Raw genomic sequence first — 18,581 nt, 5'->3', positions numbered from 1 at the left:
TCTAATAAAAGTTTTTTGATTCTTAAGAATTATTCTAAAAAAGGGTTTTGAAATAGCGTAAGGTTAATATGCAGGAGGAGACTTATCTGTGGAGATTAATCCTTTGTTAAAAATGCAAAATTTATGTTGTGTAATTGTTGTTGAGGTTTCTCAAATTCACTTATTATAAATGGAGTGTAAGAAGCAGATTTATTTCATAAAAAAGCCTCAGATTTCTCTGAAGCTTTTCATTTATCTGGGAAGTATTTAGATATTTAAAGTGTATAAAAAAATATTTTAATTCGTAAGTAGGTTTATCAGAATTAAAATTGAAAGAGTAGTATATTCAAGTACAGGTAATCAAAAAATAACTGAATTTTCAGACTCAAACTAGTTACTGCTTTGCTCAGATATATTGAGTACCTGTTATGAATAGTGTGTTTAAATTCAATTTTAAATAATCTATAAAAAGGCAGTCGCTGCATTGCAGACAACTGCCCAGAAAAAACGGATAGATGATTAATTACTGCCAATTAGGATTTTGTGTCAATACCCCGTTTGAATTTGTAATGTAAGTGGAAGGAATTGGAAATTTGCTGTTTTTTTGATAACTGAAGTTTGTTCGTCCTAAGTTATTCATGATATTGGTTGTATAACCAGGAACCACTTTCTCATAACGTATAAGATCAAACCAGCGGTTACCTTCAATGGCAAGTTCAACTCTTCTTTCTTTCCATATAAGAAGACGTAACTGTGCTTTGTCAGTTACAGTAATTTGTGGAAGAACCCCAGCCTCATCAAAAGTTTTATTACCGCGTGCTCTATAGCGGACTTGTTCCAATGCATTTAGGGCGTCTGTACTGTTTCCAGTTTCGTTTGCGGCTTCTGCATATATAAGCAGTAAGTCAGCATAACGAAGGAAAGGAAGATTAAGCTGTTGTTTAAAAAAATCAGTATCAGGCCACTGTGCAGTAGGCCAGATTACTTTTTTATTAGCATATTGAAATCCGGCTGCCCAGTTTAAAGTACCGGTGTAGCCTTCTATTGTTTCACCTTTTGTAAAAATGGATGCTGCTTTACGCGGATCATTAGCTTCAAAGCTGTTGACAAGTTCATCAGAAGGGGCAAAAAAGGCGCTTCCTAATCCTGACCCTGGTATGCCTTGAAATTCTACATATGGATTTCTAGTTCTTCCAGCTATATTTTGATAGATATAATGCCCCGGCATCATACTTTCAACTGAATATTTGCCCTCTATTGCGAAGAGATTTCTAAAAACAGGATCAAGCTGATATTCACCGCTCTGAATTACAAGTTTTGCATATTTATAAGCGTTGGCATAGTCCTGTCTGTATAAATATACTTTAGCCAAAAGCCCCAGAGCTGTACCTTTAGTCACACGTCCAAGATTTGCTGCTCCCCACTGCTGACGGGTCGGCAAGTTGTCAGCTGCGAATTCCAGATCACTTATGATAAGTTTGTAGACATCTTCCTGAGGACTTTTAGGAATATTGAATTCCTCATTTGCAGGGACATGATCTCTTATTACTACATCCCCAAATACATTTACCAGATCAAAATGCCAGTACGCTCTGAAATAGCGTGCCTGTGCATTATACTGGGTGGCTTTTGGGCCACTGTATTTGCTTGTGAGCTTTAATACCTGATTGCAGTCGTTAAGGTACTGGTACCATCTTTCCCAAAGGCGTTCTATGTAAATGTTTGACGGACTATTGGTAAAGGTGTACGCTGAGGTAAAGTTAACATCGGCAGTATTCATCTTTACATCATCGGAGGAGAACTCATGGGAAGTAAAATACATTGTCCCAAGTCTGAAAAAACGCCAGTTTACAGAAGAGTATACTCTGTTTACAGCATCATTTATGCTTTCTTCGTCGGAAAAATAAACATCCGTGGTTAGCTGTGCCTGAGGTGTTACATCAAGGAAGTCGTCACACGATACTAAAAGGCTGAACCCTCCTATAATTAATATATATTTTAGCTTTTTCATGCTTAATAAGGTTTAATAATTATTTAAAAATTAAGGTTTACACCAAATTGAATACTTCCAGAGATTGGAAAAGAGTTGTAATCAAGTCCGTCAGCTAACTCTGGAGTGAAACCTTTATATTTAGTGAAATATAGAAGATTAGCACCTGTCAAATAAAAACGCAGACGGCTGATTCCTGTTTTTTCAATAATACTATCCGGTAGGGTATAGCCCAGTGTTGCTGTTCTTAATTTTACATAATCTCCGCTGAAGACCATAATATCAATAGTTCTGTTCGTATTTACTGAGCCTGCTGCCAGACGTGGCATTGAAGCTTCTGTATTTGAAGGTGTCCATGAATCAAGCCAGTCAGTATGCATATTGTTGTTTGGAGATGTAAAATCGTTGTATGAATTATTCATGACATTTGCACCGAAACTTCCTGTAAAATCAAGGTTAAAATCAAAATTCATGTATTCTGCATTTAAAGCTATACTGCCTGTAAATTTAGGAAATGGATTTCCTATATTAGTTTGGTCATCAGCAGTAATTTGTCCGTCTCCATTTGTATCTGTGTATATCATATCGCCTAATTTTGCAGCAGTATGATAAGCGGCTTTTCCTTTACTTACAGCATATGCATTCCAAGAGTCAATATCTGCCTGAGTACGATATATTCCCTGAGTTTTATATCCATAAAAGTAATTGAAAGGTTTGCCTTCCTGTATGCGGGTCTGAAGATTGGTAGAGAATGTCGTATTGGTTGTGGTCAGGCCGTTCCAGTCTATCACTTTATTTTTAAAAGAACTCCCTGTAAAGCTGATGCCATATTTAAAATCATTTTTATTATCCTGCCATCCCAGCATCACTTCATACCCCTTGTTTTGTACAGAACCGGCATTGCTGTATGTAGGCGCTATACCAACTGATCCTCCCTGAATAGGAAGAATCATCAATAAGTCTTTCGTTTTGCGGTTAAAATAATCAAATTCAAATGTTAGTCTGCTGTCTAGTGCGCTCATTTCAAGTCCAAAATCTGCCTGAACATTGTTTTCCCATTTAACATTAGGATTGTTAGCGTTTACAATACCTGCACCTGGATTTACCTGATTGTTAAATACGGCATGAAATTCATCACTCTGTGTTACCAGTGAATAGGCAACATTGTTAAAAATCTTATCATTTCCGGTCATACCCCAGCTTCCTCTTACTTTTAGATTATTAAGCCAGCTTAGATGTTTTAAGAAATTTTCTTCGCTGATTCTCCATCCTAGTGCTGCAGAAGGAAAATACCCCCATCGGTTGTTAGGACCGAATTTTGAGGAACCGTCGGCGCGGATTGTAGCCGTAAGTAGATAACGGTCTTTTAAAGCATAATTTGTTCTGAACCAAAAAGAGGCCCTGGATGATTTTGCCGGAAGAAATGCATTTACAGTTCTATTGTTAATACTTGCAGAATATATAGAAACATAATCTAAATTGTCAACTGCGTAGTTTCTTCCTGTGGCACCAAGCCCACGCCATTGAGAAGATTCAGAACTTTGTCCAGCCAGCAGGTTTACCCGGTGGATTTCTTTGAAGGTTTTATCATAGGTAAGGGTGTTGGTCCACAGCCAGGTGTTATTAGTACTGTAATTTTCAGTATAACTGCTTGGGTTGTTAAATTGGAAAGAAGGGTTAATACTGTACTTTGGCAGAAATTGGTCAAAGCGTGTAAGCATCCAGTCTTCTCCAAATGAAGTCTTGAATTGAAGTCCCGGCACAATATCCCATGTTCCCCATAGGTCACCTACAAAGCGCAGATCGTTTGTATTAGCATCTTTATTAAACTCAAGCTCGGCTGCGGGGTTTATAAGATCATTGTTCTGCATTGGATTCCATTCTCCCTGATCATTTTTTGGAGTTATCAGAGGAGAACCTGAAAGTACTGAACGTACAGTTCTATAAGTCAGTGCCTGGCCTGTGTTAGAATTGCTTAGGTTGAAATTATGCCCGATTTTTATTTTACTGTTCAGTTTATAATCGTTATTTATACGCAGCGTCCAGCGGTTATAATCGGTATTGTTCCATACGCCTTCCTGTTCGAAATAACCTAAACTTATATTATAGCTTACAGTTTCGGTGCTTCCTGAGGCAGAAATCTGGTGATCAGACATAAGGCCGGTCCTGCTGATTTCATCCATCCAGTCTGTTCCTTTTCCAAACTGCGAAGGATTTGTATAGGGAGCAGGCTGCCCGGCTGTTGCTGCCACAGTATTCATCAGTGAAGCATATTGTGACCCATTGGCTGTTTTATAGTTGTTTATAACGTATTGATGCCCAACATTTCCTGAGTAAGTAATACTGCTTTTTCCGAGCCTGCCTTTTTTAGTGGTAACAACGATTACACCGTTTGCTCCTCGGGAACCATATATGGCAGTTGCAGATGCATCTTTTAGAACACTCATTGTTTCAATGTCTTTCGGATTCAGCCAGGTTATATCATTTGTCATCATTCCGTCTACAACATATAGAGGTGAAGAATCACTGTTGGTTCCTATTCCGCGAATCCTTACCGTTGGACTAGATCCAGGTGCACCTGCTGATACAACAGTCAGACCGCTTTTGCCTTGAAGCGCTTCAGCAGCATTTCCTGCTCTGATACCGTTAATATCTTTTGCTTTTATAGTTGTAACAGCTCCTGTTAGGTCCGCTTTTTTCTGTGAACCATATCCTATAATAATTACCTGTTCAAGGTTCTCTGCACTTGAAACCATGACAATATCAATTACAGATCTGCCATTTATTTTTATTTCTTGCGATGCCAGTCCTACAGAGGTAAAAACTAATATATCCTGATCTGATTCTACTTTAATACTGAAGTTACCGTCTAAATCTGTTGTGACAACTTTAGTAGTTCCTTTTATCATAATATTTACACCGGGAATTCCAATATTATCTTCTGCCGAGACTACTTTCCCGGTTACTGTTTTTTCCTGCTGTATTATTTTAGTAATTTCAAACGAAGATTTGATTAATCGGCCTTCTGCCTGAATAAAATTTGTTGATGCTGCGGTCATTGCTAGTATGGCCAGGTACCATTTTCTGCTCAACCGATTTGGAATAAGGTTGTTTTCATTTTCTTTTTTCATGGTTTTAGTTTAGTTAGTTTTTCAATCTGCTTTAGTTCTTCAAACGTATGTATAATTTTATTAAGAGCTGTTATGAACTGTTTGTTAAAGAGTGTTTCATACTGCTGTAGAAAATAAGAGGCTGTCTCAAAAGTAAAATCAAGCTGTTGAGAATCGCGTAAATGGAAAATTTCTCCGATAGGTATCCGAATAAAAAAGAGGTTGTCTCGACTTTTGAGACAGCCTCATTCTTTTCGGCCTAAAGTAATCATTAGGTTTGTCAGGCATAGTAAAAAAGAATTAAAGACATCCTAAAGCATTGTTTTATTTTTAGTTATAGATAAAAAATCCTATCCCGTTGTTGAAATAATCGTTCCTCCTTTCCTTTTTGTATCCATTAATTTTAAGAATTTAAAAAAAGCAAAGAAATAATTTAACTTTAGATGCGACAGCGCCATTGTATTTTTTAGTGAAAAGCGGTATTGAATAGTAAAATTAAATTTTTTGAGTTTTCATATTTCTTTTTTTATTCCTTATTTTTGAAGACTTTGATAAAAAATAAAATTAAATTTTAATGAATTGATAGCATATGCTATGAAACGCAAAATAATTACAGGATGCCTTTTTTTACTGACAGCCTTCATATCACATGCTCAGTATTCAAATCTTAAGTTTGAGAACTTTGATACTTCAAAAGGACTCTCCAGTAGTACCTGTGTTGATATTTTTCAGGATCATGAAGGATTTTTATGGTTTGGAACTATAGATGGACTGAACAAGTATAATGGATATGATTTCGAAATTTATCGTAATATCCTTGATGATCCCAATTCTATTAGCAATAATAGAATAACGGTAATAACAGAAGACAACAAGGGACGCCTTTGGATTGGGACCAGTAATGGTTTAAATGTTTTTGACAGGGATACAGAGAAATTTTATAAGATTAATTTAGATCAAAAAAAGAAAGAAAGCGCAAATTTTAGAGAAGAAATCAACGGGCTTTTGTATCATAAGATTGATAATTCACTTTGGGTTGCCGCCAAAAATGGTGTTACCAAATTATTGTTAGATGATACCCAGAGCGGGACTTATGATAAGATTAAGTTTACTCATTACAGTTATAATTCAAAAGATCCGCAATCACTGGACAGCAATGATGTAACGAGTGTTATTGAAGACAGGAAAGGAAATATTTGGTTAGGAACGAAAGGAAATCATCTGCACAGATATAATCCTCAGACCAATAATTTTACAAGGTTTCCTATTGATTTTAAAGGAAGCCAATATTTGAATCATCTTCCAAAGCGAATTCTAATTGACAAAGACGGGGATTTTTGGATAGGCAATGATATTTCGAGTTTGTTTCTCTTTAATGTACATGCAGGGACTTTTAAGAATGTTTCTCCTTTAAATAAAAGTGTTCCGATTTTTCATCTTTATCAGGATAAAAAAGGTGTTGTCTGGGCTTCAACAGACGGAGATGGTATTTTTCTTCTGGATAAAAACAAAGGTTTACTGCAGCATTTACTGCACAATCCTTTTAATCCTTTTTCTTTGTCTAATAATCAGGCTTCTGAAGTTTTAGAGGATAAAAATGGAATTTACTGGATTGCTACTTATAACACAGGACTTAACAAGCTGGCTATTTCTAAAACTTCTTTCGGACATTATTTTTATAAGTCAGAGAGCAATGAAGGTTTGAGCGCTAAGATAGCACAATCTGTTCTTCAGGACAGTAAAAAAAGAATTTGGATAGGTACTGATGGCGGCGGATTGAATCTTTTTGATGAAAAAAAAGGAACTTTCAGGCATTACAGAGCCAGGGCAGGTGATCCAAATGCGCTAAGTTCAGATAAAATTGTAAATTTAGTCGAAGGAGATAATGGTGTTTTGTGGGTTTGTACCTGGGATGGCGGACTCAATAAGTTTTATACAGATTCAGGTAAGGTCAAACCGTATCAATACAGTAAAACGAATCCTTTTTCCATTGGACAAAATACGGTTTGGTGTGCCAAAAAAGATTTAAATGGTTATTTATGGCTGGGAACTTCCACTGGCGGATTAAATTTGTTTGACCCTGTATCTGAAAAATTCTATCACTACAAGAATCAGCCGGGAGATTTCAGAAGTCTGATAAGTAATTTTGTGTTTTCACTTTTTATTGATTCTAAAAACAGGCTTTTTGTAGGGACTTCCCAGGGCTTATGTGTTATGAGTCTGAATACTATAAAAGGTCGGATTCCTGATAAAATTAATTTTAATGAAATTAAAATTAAAAATATTCAGGGAAATCGTATTAACTATATCACTGAAGATTACAAAAAGAACATATGGGTAGGGACTGATATGGGATTGTATGAATTGGATACTGCATTAAATTTACAACATTCTTATTCTTCATTAAATGGTTTACCAAATAACTTAGTTGTAGGTGTAGAGGAAGATAATAATAAAAATTTATGGATTACCACCAAAGGCGGATTGTCATACTTTAATCCTAAAACAGGGGTTTTTAAAAATTTTAATACCCATGATGGATTACAAGGTACTGAATTTCAGAGTAAATCTATTGATAAAACGCAGGACGGGCGTATTATAGTAGGGGGAATAAATGGATTTAATATTTTTAATCCTAATGATATTTCGTTAAAATCAAATGTTGTGAATCCTGTAATAACCGAAATCCGGCTGTTTAATAAAAAAGTGAGTCCGGGAGAAGTTATTCATGGCAGGGTATTGTTAGACAGGGCAATAACAAAAATTAAAGAAATAGAACTCAAATATAATCAGGGTTATATTTCGTTTGGTTTCGTGGCACTCAATTACCAGAATCCTGAGAGAGTTAAGTATGCCTATAAACTTGATGGATTGGATCAGGGATATATTAATGCAGGTTCTGGCAGGATTGCTAATTATTCTAACCTGGAACCGGGCGATTATACTTTTGAAGTCATCGCAGCTATTGATGGGCAGTGGGATCAGGCAAAAAAAACGGCTATCCGTCTAAAAGTTGATTCACCGCCTTGGAAAACCTGGTGGGCCTATTGTTTTTATATTTTAGCATTTAGCTCGCTTTTATATTTTGGGGTGAATTATTATACCAGAAAAATCCGGGAAGAAAAAGAACAGGAACTGGATCAGATGAAATTGAACTTTTTTATCAATGTATCTCATGAATTCAGAACACCTCTTACTTTAATTTTAAACCCTGTTGATAAGATTCTCTCTTCGTTTAATGATCCGGAAGAAGTTAAAAAGTCGGCGTTGATTATTCAAAGAAGCAGCAGGCGCCTGCTGCATCTGGTAAATCAGCTTCTGGATTTAAGGAAAATGGATCTGGGTAAAACACCATTAGAAATCAGCAGGATAAATATTGTCAAGTTTAGCAAAGATGTTTTCTTGTTATTTGAAGATTTGGCCAAGGCTAAAGGAATTCAGTTTGTGTTTGATTCTCCAAAAAAAGAATTCTACGGAATGTTTGATCCTGATAAAATTGAAAAAATTCTAAGTAATTTACTTTCAAATGCTATTAAGTTTACTGATAAAGGAGGTACAATAACATTGTCCCTTTCAGAATCAATGCAAGAGAAAACAACTTCTTTATTATGGTTTTTTAAAAAATCAAAAATGGAAAGAGTTTTGGAAATGAAAGTTAAAGATACAGGAATTGGACTCAGAAAAGAAGAAATTAATAAAGTGTTTCAGCGATTTTTTCATCCTGATAGTACTAAAACGGGAACAGGAATTGGATTAAATTTTATTAAAAGTTTAGTCGAATTGCATAAAGGTGAAATTTTAGTAGAAAGCGAATACGAGGTTGGAACCACATTTATTGTTAGAATACCTGCGGATCTTCAGGTTAATAAAAAGTCTTTAGTTAATTCGCATCAGGCAGGTAACTATGAAATTGATAGAAATTCTTTAATCTCGGCTGAATATGAAATTGCCATATCTAATGAAGATGAAGCGTTTGTTTCGGTAGATATTGATAAAGAAGGTAACAGGTCGGTGGTTTTAATTGTAGAGGATAATAAAGAGCTGAGAAGCCATTTAAAGAATGAACTCAGCAATCAATTCCAGGTTAAAGAGGCTTCTAATGGTTTGATCGGACTGGAGAAGGTAAAAAAATATTTTCCTGATATTATTATCAGTGATGTTATGATGCCTGAGATGGACGGTTTTGAATTATGCCGTCAGGTAAAAAATGACTTAGAAACCAGTCATATTCCTGTTATACTGCTTACGGCAAGAAGTCTTGAAGAAGACAGGATTGAAGGTTATGATACAGGTGCAGATGAATATCTTTCAAAACCATTTAATATAAATGTATTAAAGGCAAGAATTAAAAATTTACTCGAAGCAAGAAAAAGAGCAAAGGAAAGGTTTGCTTCTATTGGCAGTATACTGCCTTCCAGCGAAATTGCTACTAATTCACTAGATGAGGCTTTTTTAGATAAAACAACCAAAATTGTGCTGCATCATATTTCAGATCCAGACTTTGCATTAGAGGATATAATTAAGGAACTAAGCATTGGAAGGTCACAGTTCTATAGAAAGATAAGTTCTATTACAGGGCAGAACCCAAGTAATTTTATAAGAACGATAAGACTCAAATATGCTTCAGAATTATTATTAAGCAAACAGTATTCGGTTAAAGAAATTACCCATATGTGCGGTTTTAACTCTTCGGCTTATTTTACTAAAACCTTTAGGGAGCTCTTTGGTTTAACTCCTACACAATTTGTAGAAGGTAAACCTGAGAAATAGGGGGAGAAAAATAACAATGTTTTGAGAACCTGATTTAATTAAAAAAAAATTAAAAGGCTGGCTTTAATTAAAAGTCAGCTTTTTTTTGTGTCTTTTTGAAAAAGATAATAGCTGTTTTTAACAGTTTAGTTAAAATTTCGAATGTGCTTTTTTATGATATGAAATGCCAAGCTGTACTTATTTCTTATTTCAGGCAAACATAAACCGTAATTAAAAATCTTTATTTCACACTTAAAATACATAATTAATTTAAGTTGCTGGTTTAATAATTCAATAAATAAATCGGCTCTAAAAAAGTTTAATCCCTACGGGTAATGTCATTAAGTTAAGAGGAAATCTATAAAATTACTTAACAGTTTAATTAAGAAAGTAATTAGAAAAATCAGTTTTTATCAGCGTTTTCGCTTTAGCGAATCAGTAAAATCAGCGGATAATTGTGACGAGGATAAAACAGATTTACTTCGTAAAAACGCTGATAAACACGGATTTGATTTGCAATAATTTTATTTTCTAAAAGCTTAACTTAATGACATTGCCCGTAGGGACTACACTTTATAACTAGCAGCTTTATTACGATATGATACGATTTGTATTGCATTTATAGTGGTTACAAATTTTTTAAGATAGAATTTAATGTTAAATGATTGTTTTTAAAGATGATAAGTGATTAATGATAATTTATTTTTTTTAGATATAAAATATGGTATGAGAAAAAAAAGTAGGTATTTTTTTTACAATGAATAAAAAAATGGATGATAATTTATCTATAATGAATTATAATTTATCGTTTTAAAAAGTTGTTCATCCTAAATTTGACAATGTATTAACGAAGAAACTTAACAATAAAGTAAAGAAGACTTAACAGAAAGAGATTTATATAATTTACGTAATCGTTATAATGTTTTTTTGCTTTTAAGAGAAGGGATTTTTCAAGTTTTTGTTTTTATAAAAATAAGTTCTGTATAAAAAAGAAGGAATATAAATGCAAGTCTGCTTTTTTATAATTGTTTGTTATTTTTTGAATATAATAATGCGGGTTTGGTTTACCTGTGAGTTTAAGTAGAGAGCCGATCTAAACAGTCGGCAGTCAGCTGTCGGGGTTAAATGGCCGACAGCTGACTTAACCTCAAAAAACACCCCTCTTATAGAGATAACGGTAATGATTATATAAGGATTTATATAAGAATATGGTTTTAAAATCTTAACAGCTATTCTAATGGAAAATTTAAAGGATATAATAACAATAAGTGATTATTCAAGAGTCCGCAAACATAAACAAATTGTAAATTCTGTTTTGAATGCTACTCGTACAGGGTCATTAAAATTTAATGATAAACTGCCGTCTGTTAATGAACTTGCATTTGATCATAATGTTTCAAGAGATACAGTAGTAAGGGCGTATGCTTTTTTGAAAGAAAATAATATTATTGAATCCATTCCGGGAAAAGGTTACTATTTAAAATCAGCCTGTGAAGAAATAAAAGCTAAGGTGTTTTTATTGTTTAATAAACTGGGGCCTTATCAAAGGAAAATTTTTGATGCGCTTAGTTATATTTTGAACGAGACCGCTGTTATTGATTTTTATGTTTATCAGAACGATTATGAACAATTTAAAAAGCATATTATAAACAGCAGGTCTAAAGAATATACACATTACATTTTAAATGCAAATTTTGACGAAAAAGAAGATGAAGTGACTGAATTTATTAAAAATGAAATACCTCTTGAAAGATTGATTCTCCTGGATAAAAAAATGGATCATTTAGGAAATGTAGCATGTATATATCAGGATTTTGAAAATGATATTTATTCAGCTCTTGTCGAACTGAATCCGTTATTGGAAAAATACAAGGCTATAAAATTAGTGTTTCCTAAGGCTGCCAGACTGCCAGCGGGAATTAAAAGAGGTTTTTTAAAATTTTGCATTGAGTCCGGTTATGAATTTGGAATTGCTGCAGATGCCGCCAGTGAAAACCTGGAAAAAAATACAGTCTATATAAGTGTGGAAGAAGAAGATTTGATAGAGCTTATTAAACAGATTAGGAATAATGATTTTACAATTGGAGAAGATATTGGTATCATTTCTTATAATGATTCTTCTTTAAAAGAAGTTCTCGGAATTACAGCCGTCTCAACAGATTTTGAACGACTGGGAGAACAGGCAGGTTTAATGGTTTTAAGGAATGAAAAAGAGCAGATCAGAAGCAGCTTTAATATACAAATCAGAAACTCTCTTTAATCTATAGTTCAACTTAATAGTTTGTTTAGCAGCTGTTTTTAAAGAGTAATGACCACTCAGAATAGTTCATAACACTTTTATGGATTTTTATTACCAATGCTGCAGACTTATCTAAAAAAAACTCAAACGATATCGCTGGAGATTTTTTTTAAATAACACATGACTAACAAAACTAACTAAAATACTAACCAAAAATTAATTGTTTATGACTAAACCAAAAATCAATCAGTTTAAGCTGAAATTTTTATCAAAACCGGCCTTGCTGGTATTGTTGTTTGGGTGTAGTGCTGCAGGTAACCTGTATGCCGGTTCCAATACGACCCATAATTTAAGTTTAAAAGAAACAGAATTAGAAAAGGTTCTGCAGGATATTATAGTAAAAGGAAAAGTTACAGATTCTGGTAAACTGGGAATACCAGGGGTAAACGTAGCTATAAAGGGACAAAAGGGCGGAGTAAGTACTGATTTTGACGGTAGTTATACTATAAAGGTATCATCTGCCGATGCTATACTTGTTTTTACTTCGGTAGGCTTTAAGACTCAGGAAATAAAAGTAGGGAATTTAACAGATAAAGTTATTGATGTTATCTTACTTGAGGATGTATCAAGTTTAAATGAAGTGGTGGTTGTGGGTTACGGAACTCAAAAGAAAGCGGCTGTAACCGGCGCAGTTGAGCAGATATCCAGTAAAGTTTTTGAAGACAGGGCCGTTACAAATGTTGGATTAGCCCTTCAGGGGCAGAGCCCGGGACTTGTAGTAACCAGAAGTTCTTCAAGGCCTGGTAATGAGGGAATTGCTTTTCAAATACGTGGGGCAACTTCCATAAACGGGGGAAGTCCTTTAGTAATTATTGACGGCGTACCAGCCTTAAATAATTTTTCATTCCAGAATATGAACCCGGATGATATCGAAAGTATCAGTGTCCTAAAAGATGCTTCGGCTGCAATTTATGGGTCCAGAGCGGCAAACGGGGTAATCTTGGTAACAACTAAAAAAGGTAAGGGGAAGTTAAAAGTAGATTTTACCAGCAATATTCGTTTCACAGAAAATGGAATTACAAATTTTTCTGCCTCATCAACTGACTACGCTAAGATTTGGCTTGCAGCAAATAAAGAAGAAAAGACACCAAACTGGTGGGCATGGATTTCAAAAGAAAATATGGAAATGATGGCCACAGGCAAAGAAGGAATTTATCCAACACAGTTTTGGGGGGATGTGTTTATTGGCAATGGAAACCGTATTGACGAAATGTTTGCACAAAGATATTCTTACCAATATAATTTAAGTATCTCTAGTAAAACAGATAAATCAGGATATCGTCTTTCGTTTGCAACTGCTGATAACCAGGGAAACCTGGCAACTGCTTATGACGGGCAGAAACAATATAATCTGCGTTTTAACTATGATTATAAATTATCTGAAAGAATAAAGCTTGAAACTGCGATAAGCTTTATAGATGCCATAACAAAAGGCCCATCTGTGGGATTGGATGAAACTTTATATGCTAATGATATGCCTTTCTTCCCTGCTAAAAACCCGTATGGGCAGTGGAATGCAAATTTTGGAAATGTAGGTAACAGGAATTCAGCAGCAGCAACATCAGATGGTGGAAGGGATAATAAAACTTCACTGACCAGCAGAGTTGATTTTAAAGGGACCTTTAATATCCTTAAAGGGTTAGATTTAGAAGGAATGGTATCTTATCAGAAAGAAGATTTTAATCAGGAAAGATATGTAATCCCGGTTCAGCTTTATGACTGGTATGGTAATAAATCAGTAGAAAATCTTGCAAAAACAATTCAAAGTGCTTCAAACCCTGGTTATAAAACCAATGATTATGATTCATTTTATCAGTATTATTCAGCTTTGCTGAGATATAATGCAACATTTTGGGGCCGCCATCACATTTCGGCGGTTGCTGGTCTCAATGCTGAAAAAACTCAAATCAAAACCTTATCAGCGACCCGTGCTTTTTTTACAGACCTTGGAGTGTATGACATAAATGCTGCCGATCCTGTGACTCAGAGTAACTCGGGTGGAAAATCACAATTTGGGAACTATTCATACCTGGCGAGATTAAGCTACGATTACGATGAGAAATATTTAGTATCAGTTTTAGGACGTATGGACGGTGCGTCAAACTTTGCGCCAGGACATAAATTTAAAGATTTTGGTTCTGTCGAATTAGGATGGGTATTTACTAAAGAGTCTTTCCTTAAAGATAACTCTGTTCTAAATTTTGGAAAAATAAGGGTAAGTACAGGTGTTATGGGTAATTATGCCGGAATAGGAAACTACGATTACATCTCTGCAGTAAATATGGGAACAATAGTTTTAGGAGTTCCTCCAGCGCAGCAGACCAGCAGTTCTCTGGCAGGCAACGGGCTTATTAGTTTAGACAGGGAATGGGAGAGAGTGTCCCAAAAAAATATAGGTATTGACCTCGCATTTTTTGACAGCAGATTAACAGCGAGCTATGATTATTTTATGAAAAGTAATAAGGGAATGTTAACAGATGTACTTTATCCGGCAGTTTTAGGAGGTGCAGCTCCCAAAACCAATAGCGGTGAATTGAGTGTTGACGGATGGGAAGCTGTTATTGCATGGAAAGACAGGATAAAGGATTTTTCATATAACGTTTCTTTTAATATTGGGGACACACAAAGTAAGCTGATGCATAAAGAAGGAGCTGATACTTATGGTGCTGGTAAAAATAATGTTAATGGATTTCCTTTAAATTCATGGTTTTTGTATCAGACAGACGGCTATTTTAAAGATCAGGCAGAGGTTGATGCTTATTATGCTTCTTATGCTGCCGGAGGTCAGGAAATGACCAGAGTAGTAAAAGGAACTGCTTCAGAATTACGACCAGGTGACACAAAAAGAATTGATTTGAATGGAGATGGTATTATTACCGGTGCCGGAAGTAAAAAGAGCGATCTTAAATACATGGGAGATGCTAATGCCCATTATGTATACGGATTAAATTTGGGGGCGTCATATAAAGGATTTGATTTTCAGACTTTCTTTCAGGGTGTTGCAAAACAACAAATTATGCGTGCAGGATATTTAGCGTATCCATTTTCAACTATTTATACAAATCAGCCTACTAATTTCTTAGGTAAGACCTGGACAGAAGAAAATCCTGATGCAGAATTCCCGCGTTTAACAACTAATACTAACAGAGCAAACTGGAATTATGCATCTAACAGCTTTATGTTAGAAAACAACGCATATATCCGCTTGAAAACTTTAGTTATTGGTTATACACTTCCTAAAAGTTTAAGCGACAGGGCAGGATTAGAAAGAGTAAGATTCTATTTCTCTGGTAACGATTTATGGGAAGCTGTTAAAATCAAAGACGGATATGATCCTGAGATGGGTGAAACATCTCAAAATGCCGGTTACCCTTACTATAGAACCTTATCTTTTGGTTTAAATCTAGGGTTTTAAGAAAATTTTAAAAATAGTAATATAAAAAATATAGTATGAAAAAGTTAATATATATGACTTTGATAGGAGGATTGACATTGGGTCTTTTCTCATGTCAGGATGATTTTTTAGATCTTAAACCTCAAGATACCTTTAACGATGCATCCTATTTTAAAAGAGCATCAGATTTTAAATCTTATTCAACAGATTTTTACAATCAATTAATGGGATGGAGATCTCCATATGGGGGAAATGAAATCTATAATCATATGGATTTCTCATCAGATCTTTCAGTTTATTTTAATTTTCAGTCAGATGTGGGACGAGGCACAATTGCCCCGGGGAGTAGCGATAATCGCTGGAATAATCCTTATGCATGGATAAGAAAGGCTAATACTCTTCTGTCAAAAGAAGCAGATTATCCAGGTAACAAAAATGATATTGCACAATATATTTCTGAAGCATATTTCTTCAGGGCAAATGCATACTATTCTTTGTTAAAAACTTTTGGCGGCGTACCTATTGTGACTGATGTCCTTAACATAAATTCACCTGAATTGCAGGCACCCCGCAACAGCAGATATGAGGTTGTAACACAAATATTATCAGATTTAGACAAAGCAATAGCTAATTTACCTATAGAGTCAGCGATAGTAGCAGCTGATAAAGGCAGGGTTAGTAAATGGGCAGCAAAAGGATTAAAGGCAGAGGTAGAATTATACGAAGCTACCTGGAGAAAATACAATGGGACTACTACAGATTTTGAAGGTTCAGGCGGTCCTGCTTCAAATCAGATTAATGATTTTCTAACTGATGCTGCGAATTTATCTAAAGAAATAATAGATAATGGAGGATATTCATTGTGGAATTATAATTCTACTGCGGGTATGATAAACGAGAGTTATTACTATCTGTTTAGTCTGGAAGATGCCGGCAGTAATCCCGCAGGTTTAACAAAAGCATCAAATAATGAATTTATTCTTTACGGAGTTTATGATGTAACATTAAGAACAGGAAACCAGAATTTATCGCTTACGTCGCAAAATGCAGGATCGAGTAGAAAAATGATGGATATGTTTTTATGCACAGATGGTCTGCCGCCTTCTAAATCTCCTTTGTTTCAAGGATATCATGCAGTTGGAGATGAATATAAGAATAGAGACTTAAGACTTTTGGGTTATGGAGGAGCTGCACCAGCTTCAACATCTTTAACTACCGGAATTGCAGGTTATGGTAATAGAAAATTTGTTGCTTATAAATATGGTACTTACAGAAATGCCAATCAGGAATCTGCTAATTATCCAATTATAAGACTGGCTGAAATATATCTAATATATGCAGAAGCATTATTTGAAAGAGACGGAGCAATTACTGATGCTGATTTGAATATGTCAATCAATAGAATAAGAGCCAGAGCAGGTGTTGCTTCTTTGACAAATGCATTGGTAAGCTCTAATGGTTTAAATATGAAAGATGAAATTAGAAGAGAAAGAACATTAGAACTATACCGTGAAGGGTTTCGTTATGATGACTTGAAAAGATGGGGAATTGCCGAAGCAGAGCTCAATCAGTCAGTTTGTGGCCAGGTAGTTGGAGATGCATCATATAGTACTCCATACAAAGATGCTTTAGGAAATCCAACTGCAGCTTATAAGCCTTCAACTTTTACCTGGGGAGAAGAAGTTGTAAATACGGCTCAGGGACCATTGAGATGTGTAGTTGTAGATGGTAAAAGCAACCGCGTTTTTTCTAAGAAAAATTATTTATGGCCAATTCCGCTAGATCAGAGAAATTTAAATCCTTCTCTTAAACAAAATCCGGGTTATTAAATAAAATAATCCAGCCGGCAGGTATATTTTGTATAGCTGCCAGCTTAAAAAAATATTCATCTTAAATTTTTAATTATGAAAATACAAATTAAAAAGGGTATCGGGTTCGTGCTGTTGGCAGGTTTATTGAATCTGCTGAATGGGTGTGAATCAGATGCTAATTTCAAAATTCAGGAATATCCGGAGCTTTCAGTAAGTGATTTTTCTCCTGCGATTGCTCGTCCTACACAGGAGATTACAATCAATGGTTCTAATTTCGGAACATTAAAAAATGCTGTTACTGTCTATTTTAATGGTATAGCTGTTCCTGCCGCTAATATAAAAAGTGTTGAAGATAATAAAATTGTTGTAACCGTTCCTGACAATGCACAAAGTACAGGTAAAGTATCGGTAAAAGTTTGGAAGTTTACCAAAGAGCTTCCGGGCAGCTTTACTTTCATTCCAGGTGGTGTAATTACAAATGTGACACCTTTGATGGGTTTAGAAAATGATGTGATTACAATAACAGGAAAGAATTTTGGTACTGTGAAAAGTGATATAAAAGCTGCTTTTGGAGGAGTTTATGGTGAAGTTATTTCAGTTACCGATACAGAAATTCAGGTAAAAGTTCCAAAAGGAGGTATTACAGGTACACTTAATGTTTATGTGGGATTACAGAAGCTTGATGCAGGATTTTTCTTAGTCGATGCAGTAAAGATATCCGGCACGATTATCGGAACTCCTGGTTCGTGGAATAATAATGAAGCCACTACAATTGCTGCAGCATTTGATGGAAATACAGCAACATTTGTTGATGGAACAGGAGCTAGTAATTATTATCTGGGATATGATTTTGAAGCATCAGCGGCAGCTACTTTAAAAGCAGTTCGTTATTATCCCAGAGCAACTTATGCAGCAAGAATGCTGAATGGTAAAATTTATGGTACAAATGATCCTTCTAAAGTGGGAACTAATGGAGGAACTTTGCTGGCAGCTATTTCTACAACACCTATATACGGCTGGAATCAGCTTATAATTTCAGATACCTCAACCAGTTACCGTTATATTTATTATTATAATGAAACTGCCGGTAATGGTAATAATGTAGCAGAAATTGAGTTTTACGGAAAAAAAATATAATTAGCATGTAGTTAAGTCCTTGGGGAAATTAGTTTCTATATGTACCCCGGGGACTTTCTATTATACACATATGTTTACTGCATAAACTCAGTCTAAATACCGGGAAGTATTG

At 35.0% G+C, this 18,581-nt stretch carries 7 protein-coding genes; 5 read left to right on the top strand and 2 right to left on the bottom strand.

The genetic code is table 11. The features are described from left to right. Positions 1–502: 502 nt before the first annotated feature. On the bottom strand, positions 503–1,990 hold the full coding sequence (locus AABD74_RS18810; protein WP_232680299.1) for a RagB/SusD family nutrient uptake outer membrane protein: 1,488 nt from the start codon (positions 1,988–1,990) through the stop codon (positions 503–505). Positions 1,991–2,013: 23 nt separating this feature from the next. Further along, entirely contained in the window at positions 2,014–5,100 is a 3,087-nt protein-coding gene (locus tag AABD74_RS18805) for a SusC/RagA family TonB-linked outer membrane protein (protein WP_406843918.1), read from the bottom strand. Between the two features lie 573 nt (positions 5,101–5,673). Between AABD74_RS18805 and AABD74_RS18800 the strand changes: the two genes are divergently transcribed. The 5 genes from AABD74_RS18800 to AABD74_RS18780 all read left to right on the top strand — a co-directional run bounded on the left by AABD74_RS18800 (position 5,674) and on the right by AABD74_RS18780 (position 18,469). Then, positions 5,674–9,849: a two-component regulator propeller domain-containing protein gene (locus tag AABD74_RS18800; protein ID WP_406843917.1), complete on the top strand. Its 4,176-nt coding sequence runs from the start codon at positions 5,674–5,676 to the stop codon at positions 9,847–9,849. A gap of 1,216 nt (positions 9,850–11,065) precedes the next feature. Further along, positions 11,066–12,088, top strand: a complete 1,023-nt coding sequence (locus AABD74_RS18795) for a GntR family transcriptional regulator (protein WP_406843916.1) — start codon at positions 11,066–11,068, stop codon at positions 12,086–12,088. Between the two features lie 205 nt (positions 12,089–12,293). Next, a complete protein-coding gene (locus AABD74_RS18790) occupies positions 12,294–15,542 on the top strand; it encodes a SusC/RagA family TonB-linked outer membrane protein (RefSeq protein WP_406843915.1) in 3,249 nt (1,082 codons plus the stop codon). A gap of 35 nt (positions 15,543–15,577) precedes the next feature. Next, on the top strand, positions 15,578–17,350 hold the full coding sequence (locus AABD74_RS18785; RefSeq protein ID WP_406843914.1) for a RagB/SusD family nutrient uptake outer membrane protein: 1,773 nt from the start codon (positions 15,578–15,580) through the stop codon (positions 17,348–17,350). A 75-nt stretch (positions 17,351–17,425) separates the two neighbouring features. Continuing rightward, positions 17,426–18,469 carry an IPT/TIG domain-containing protein gene (locus AABD74_RS18780; RefSeq protein ID WP_406843913.1) on the top strand — a complete coding sequence of 348 codons (1,044 nt, stop codon included), beginning with the start codon at positions 17,426–17,428 and terminating at the stop codon, positions 18,467–18,469. Positions 18,470–18,581: the final 112 nt, after the last annotated feature.

The sequence above is a fragment of the Flavobacterium soyae genome, assembly GCF_045348165.1.
Classification (GTDB): domain Bacteria; phylum Bacteroidota; class Bacteroidia; order Flavobacteriales; family Flavobacteriaceae; genus Flavobacterium; species Flavobacterium soyae.
The sequence above is the reverse complement of the archived record's forward strand: the minus strand, read 5'-3'. Positions and strand labels throughout refer to the sequence as shown.

Bases quoted from the DNA above. Each gene is read 5' to 3' on its own strand.
- AABD74_RS18805 (WP_406843918.1), bottom strand. From the start codon at position 5,100: ATGAAAAAAGAAAATGAAAACAACCTTATTCCAAATCGGTTGAGCAGA.
- AABD74_RS18800 (WP_406843917.1), top strand. From the start codon at position 5,674: ATGAAACGCAAAATAATTACAGGATGCCTTTTTTTACTGACAGCCTTC.
- AABD74_RS18785 (WP_406843914.1), top strand. From the start codon at position 15,578: ATGAAAAAGTTAATATATATGACTTTGATAGGAGGATTGACATTGGGT.
- AABD74_RS18780 (WP_406843913.1), top strand. From the start codon at position 17,426: ATGAAAATACAAATTAAAAAGGGTATCGGGTTCGTGCTGTTGGCAGGT.
- AABD74_RS18790 (WP_406843915.1), top strand. From the start codon at position 12,294: ATGACTAAACCAAAAATCAATCAGTTTAAGCTGAAATTTTTATCAAAA.
- AABD74_RS18795 (WP_406843916.1), top strand. From the start codon at position 11,066: ATGGAAAATTTAAAGGATATAATAACAATAAGTGATTATTCAAGAGTC.
- AABD74_RS18810 (WP_232680299.1), bottom strand. From the start codon at position 1,990: ATGAAAAAGCTAAAATATATATTAATTATAGGAGGGTTCAGCCTTTTA.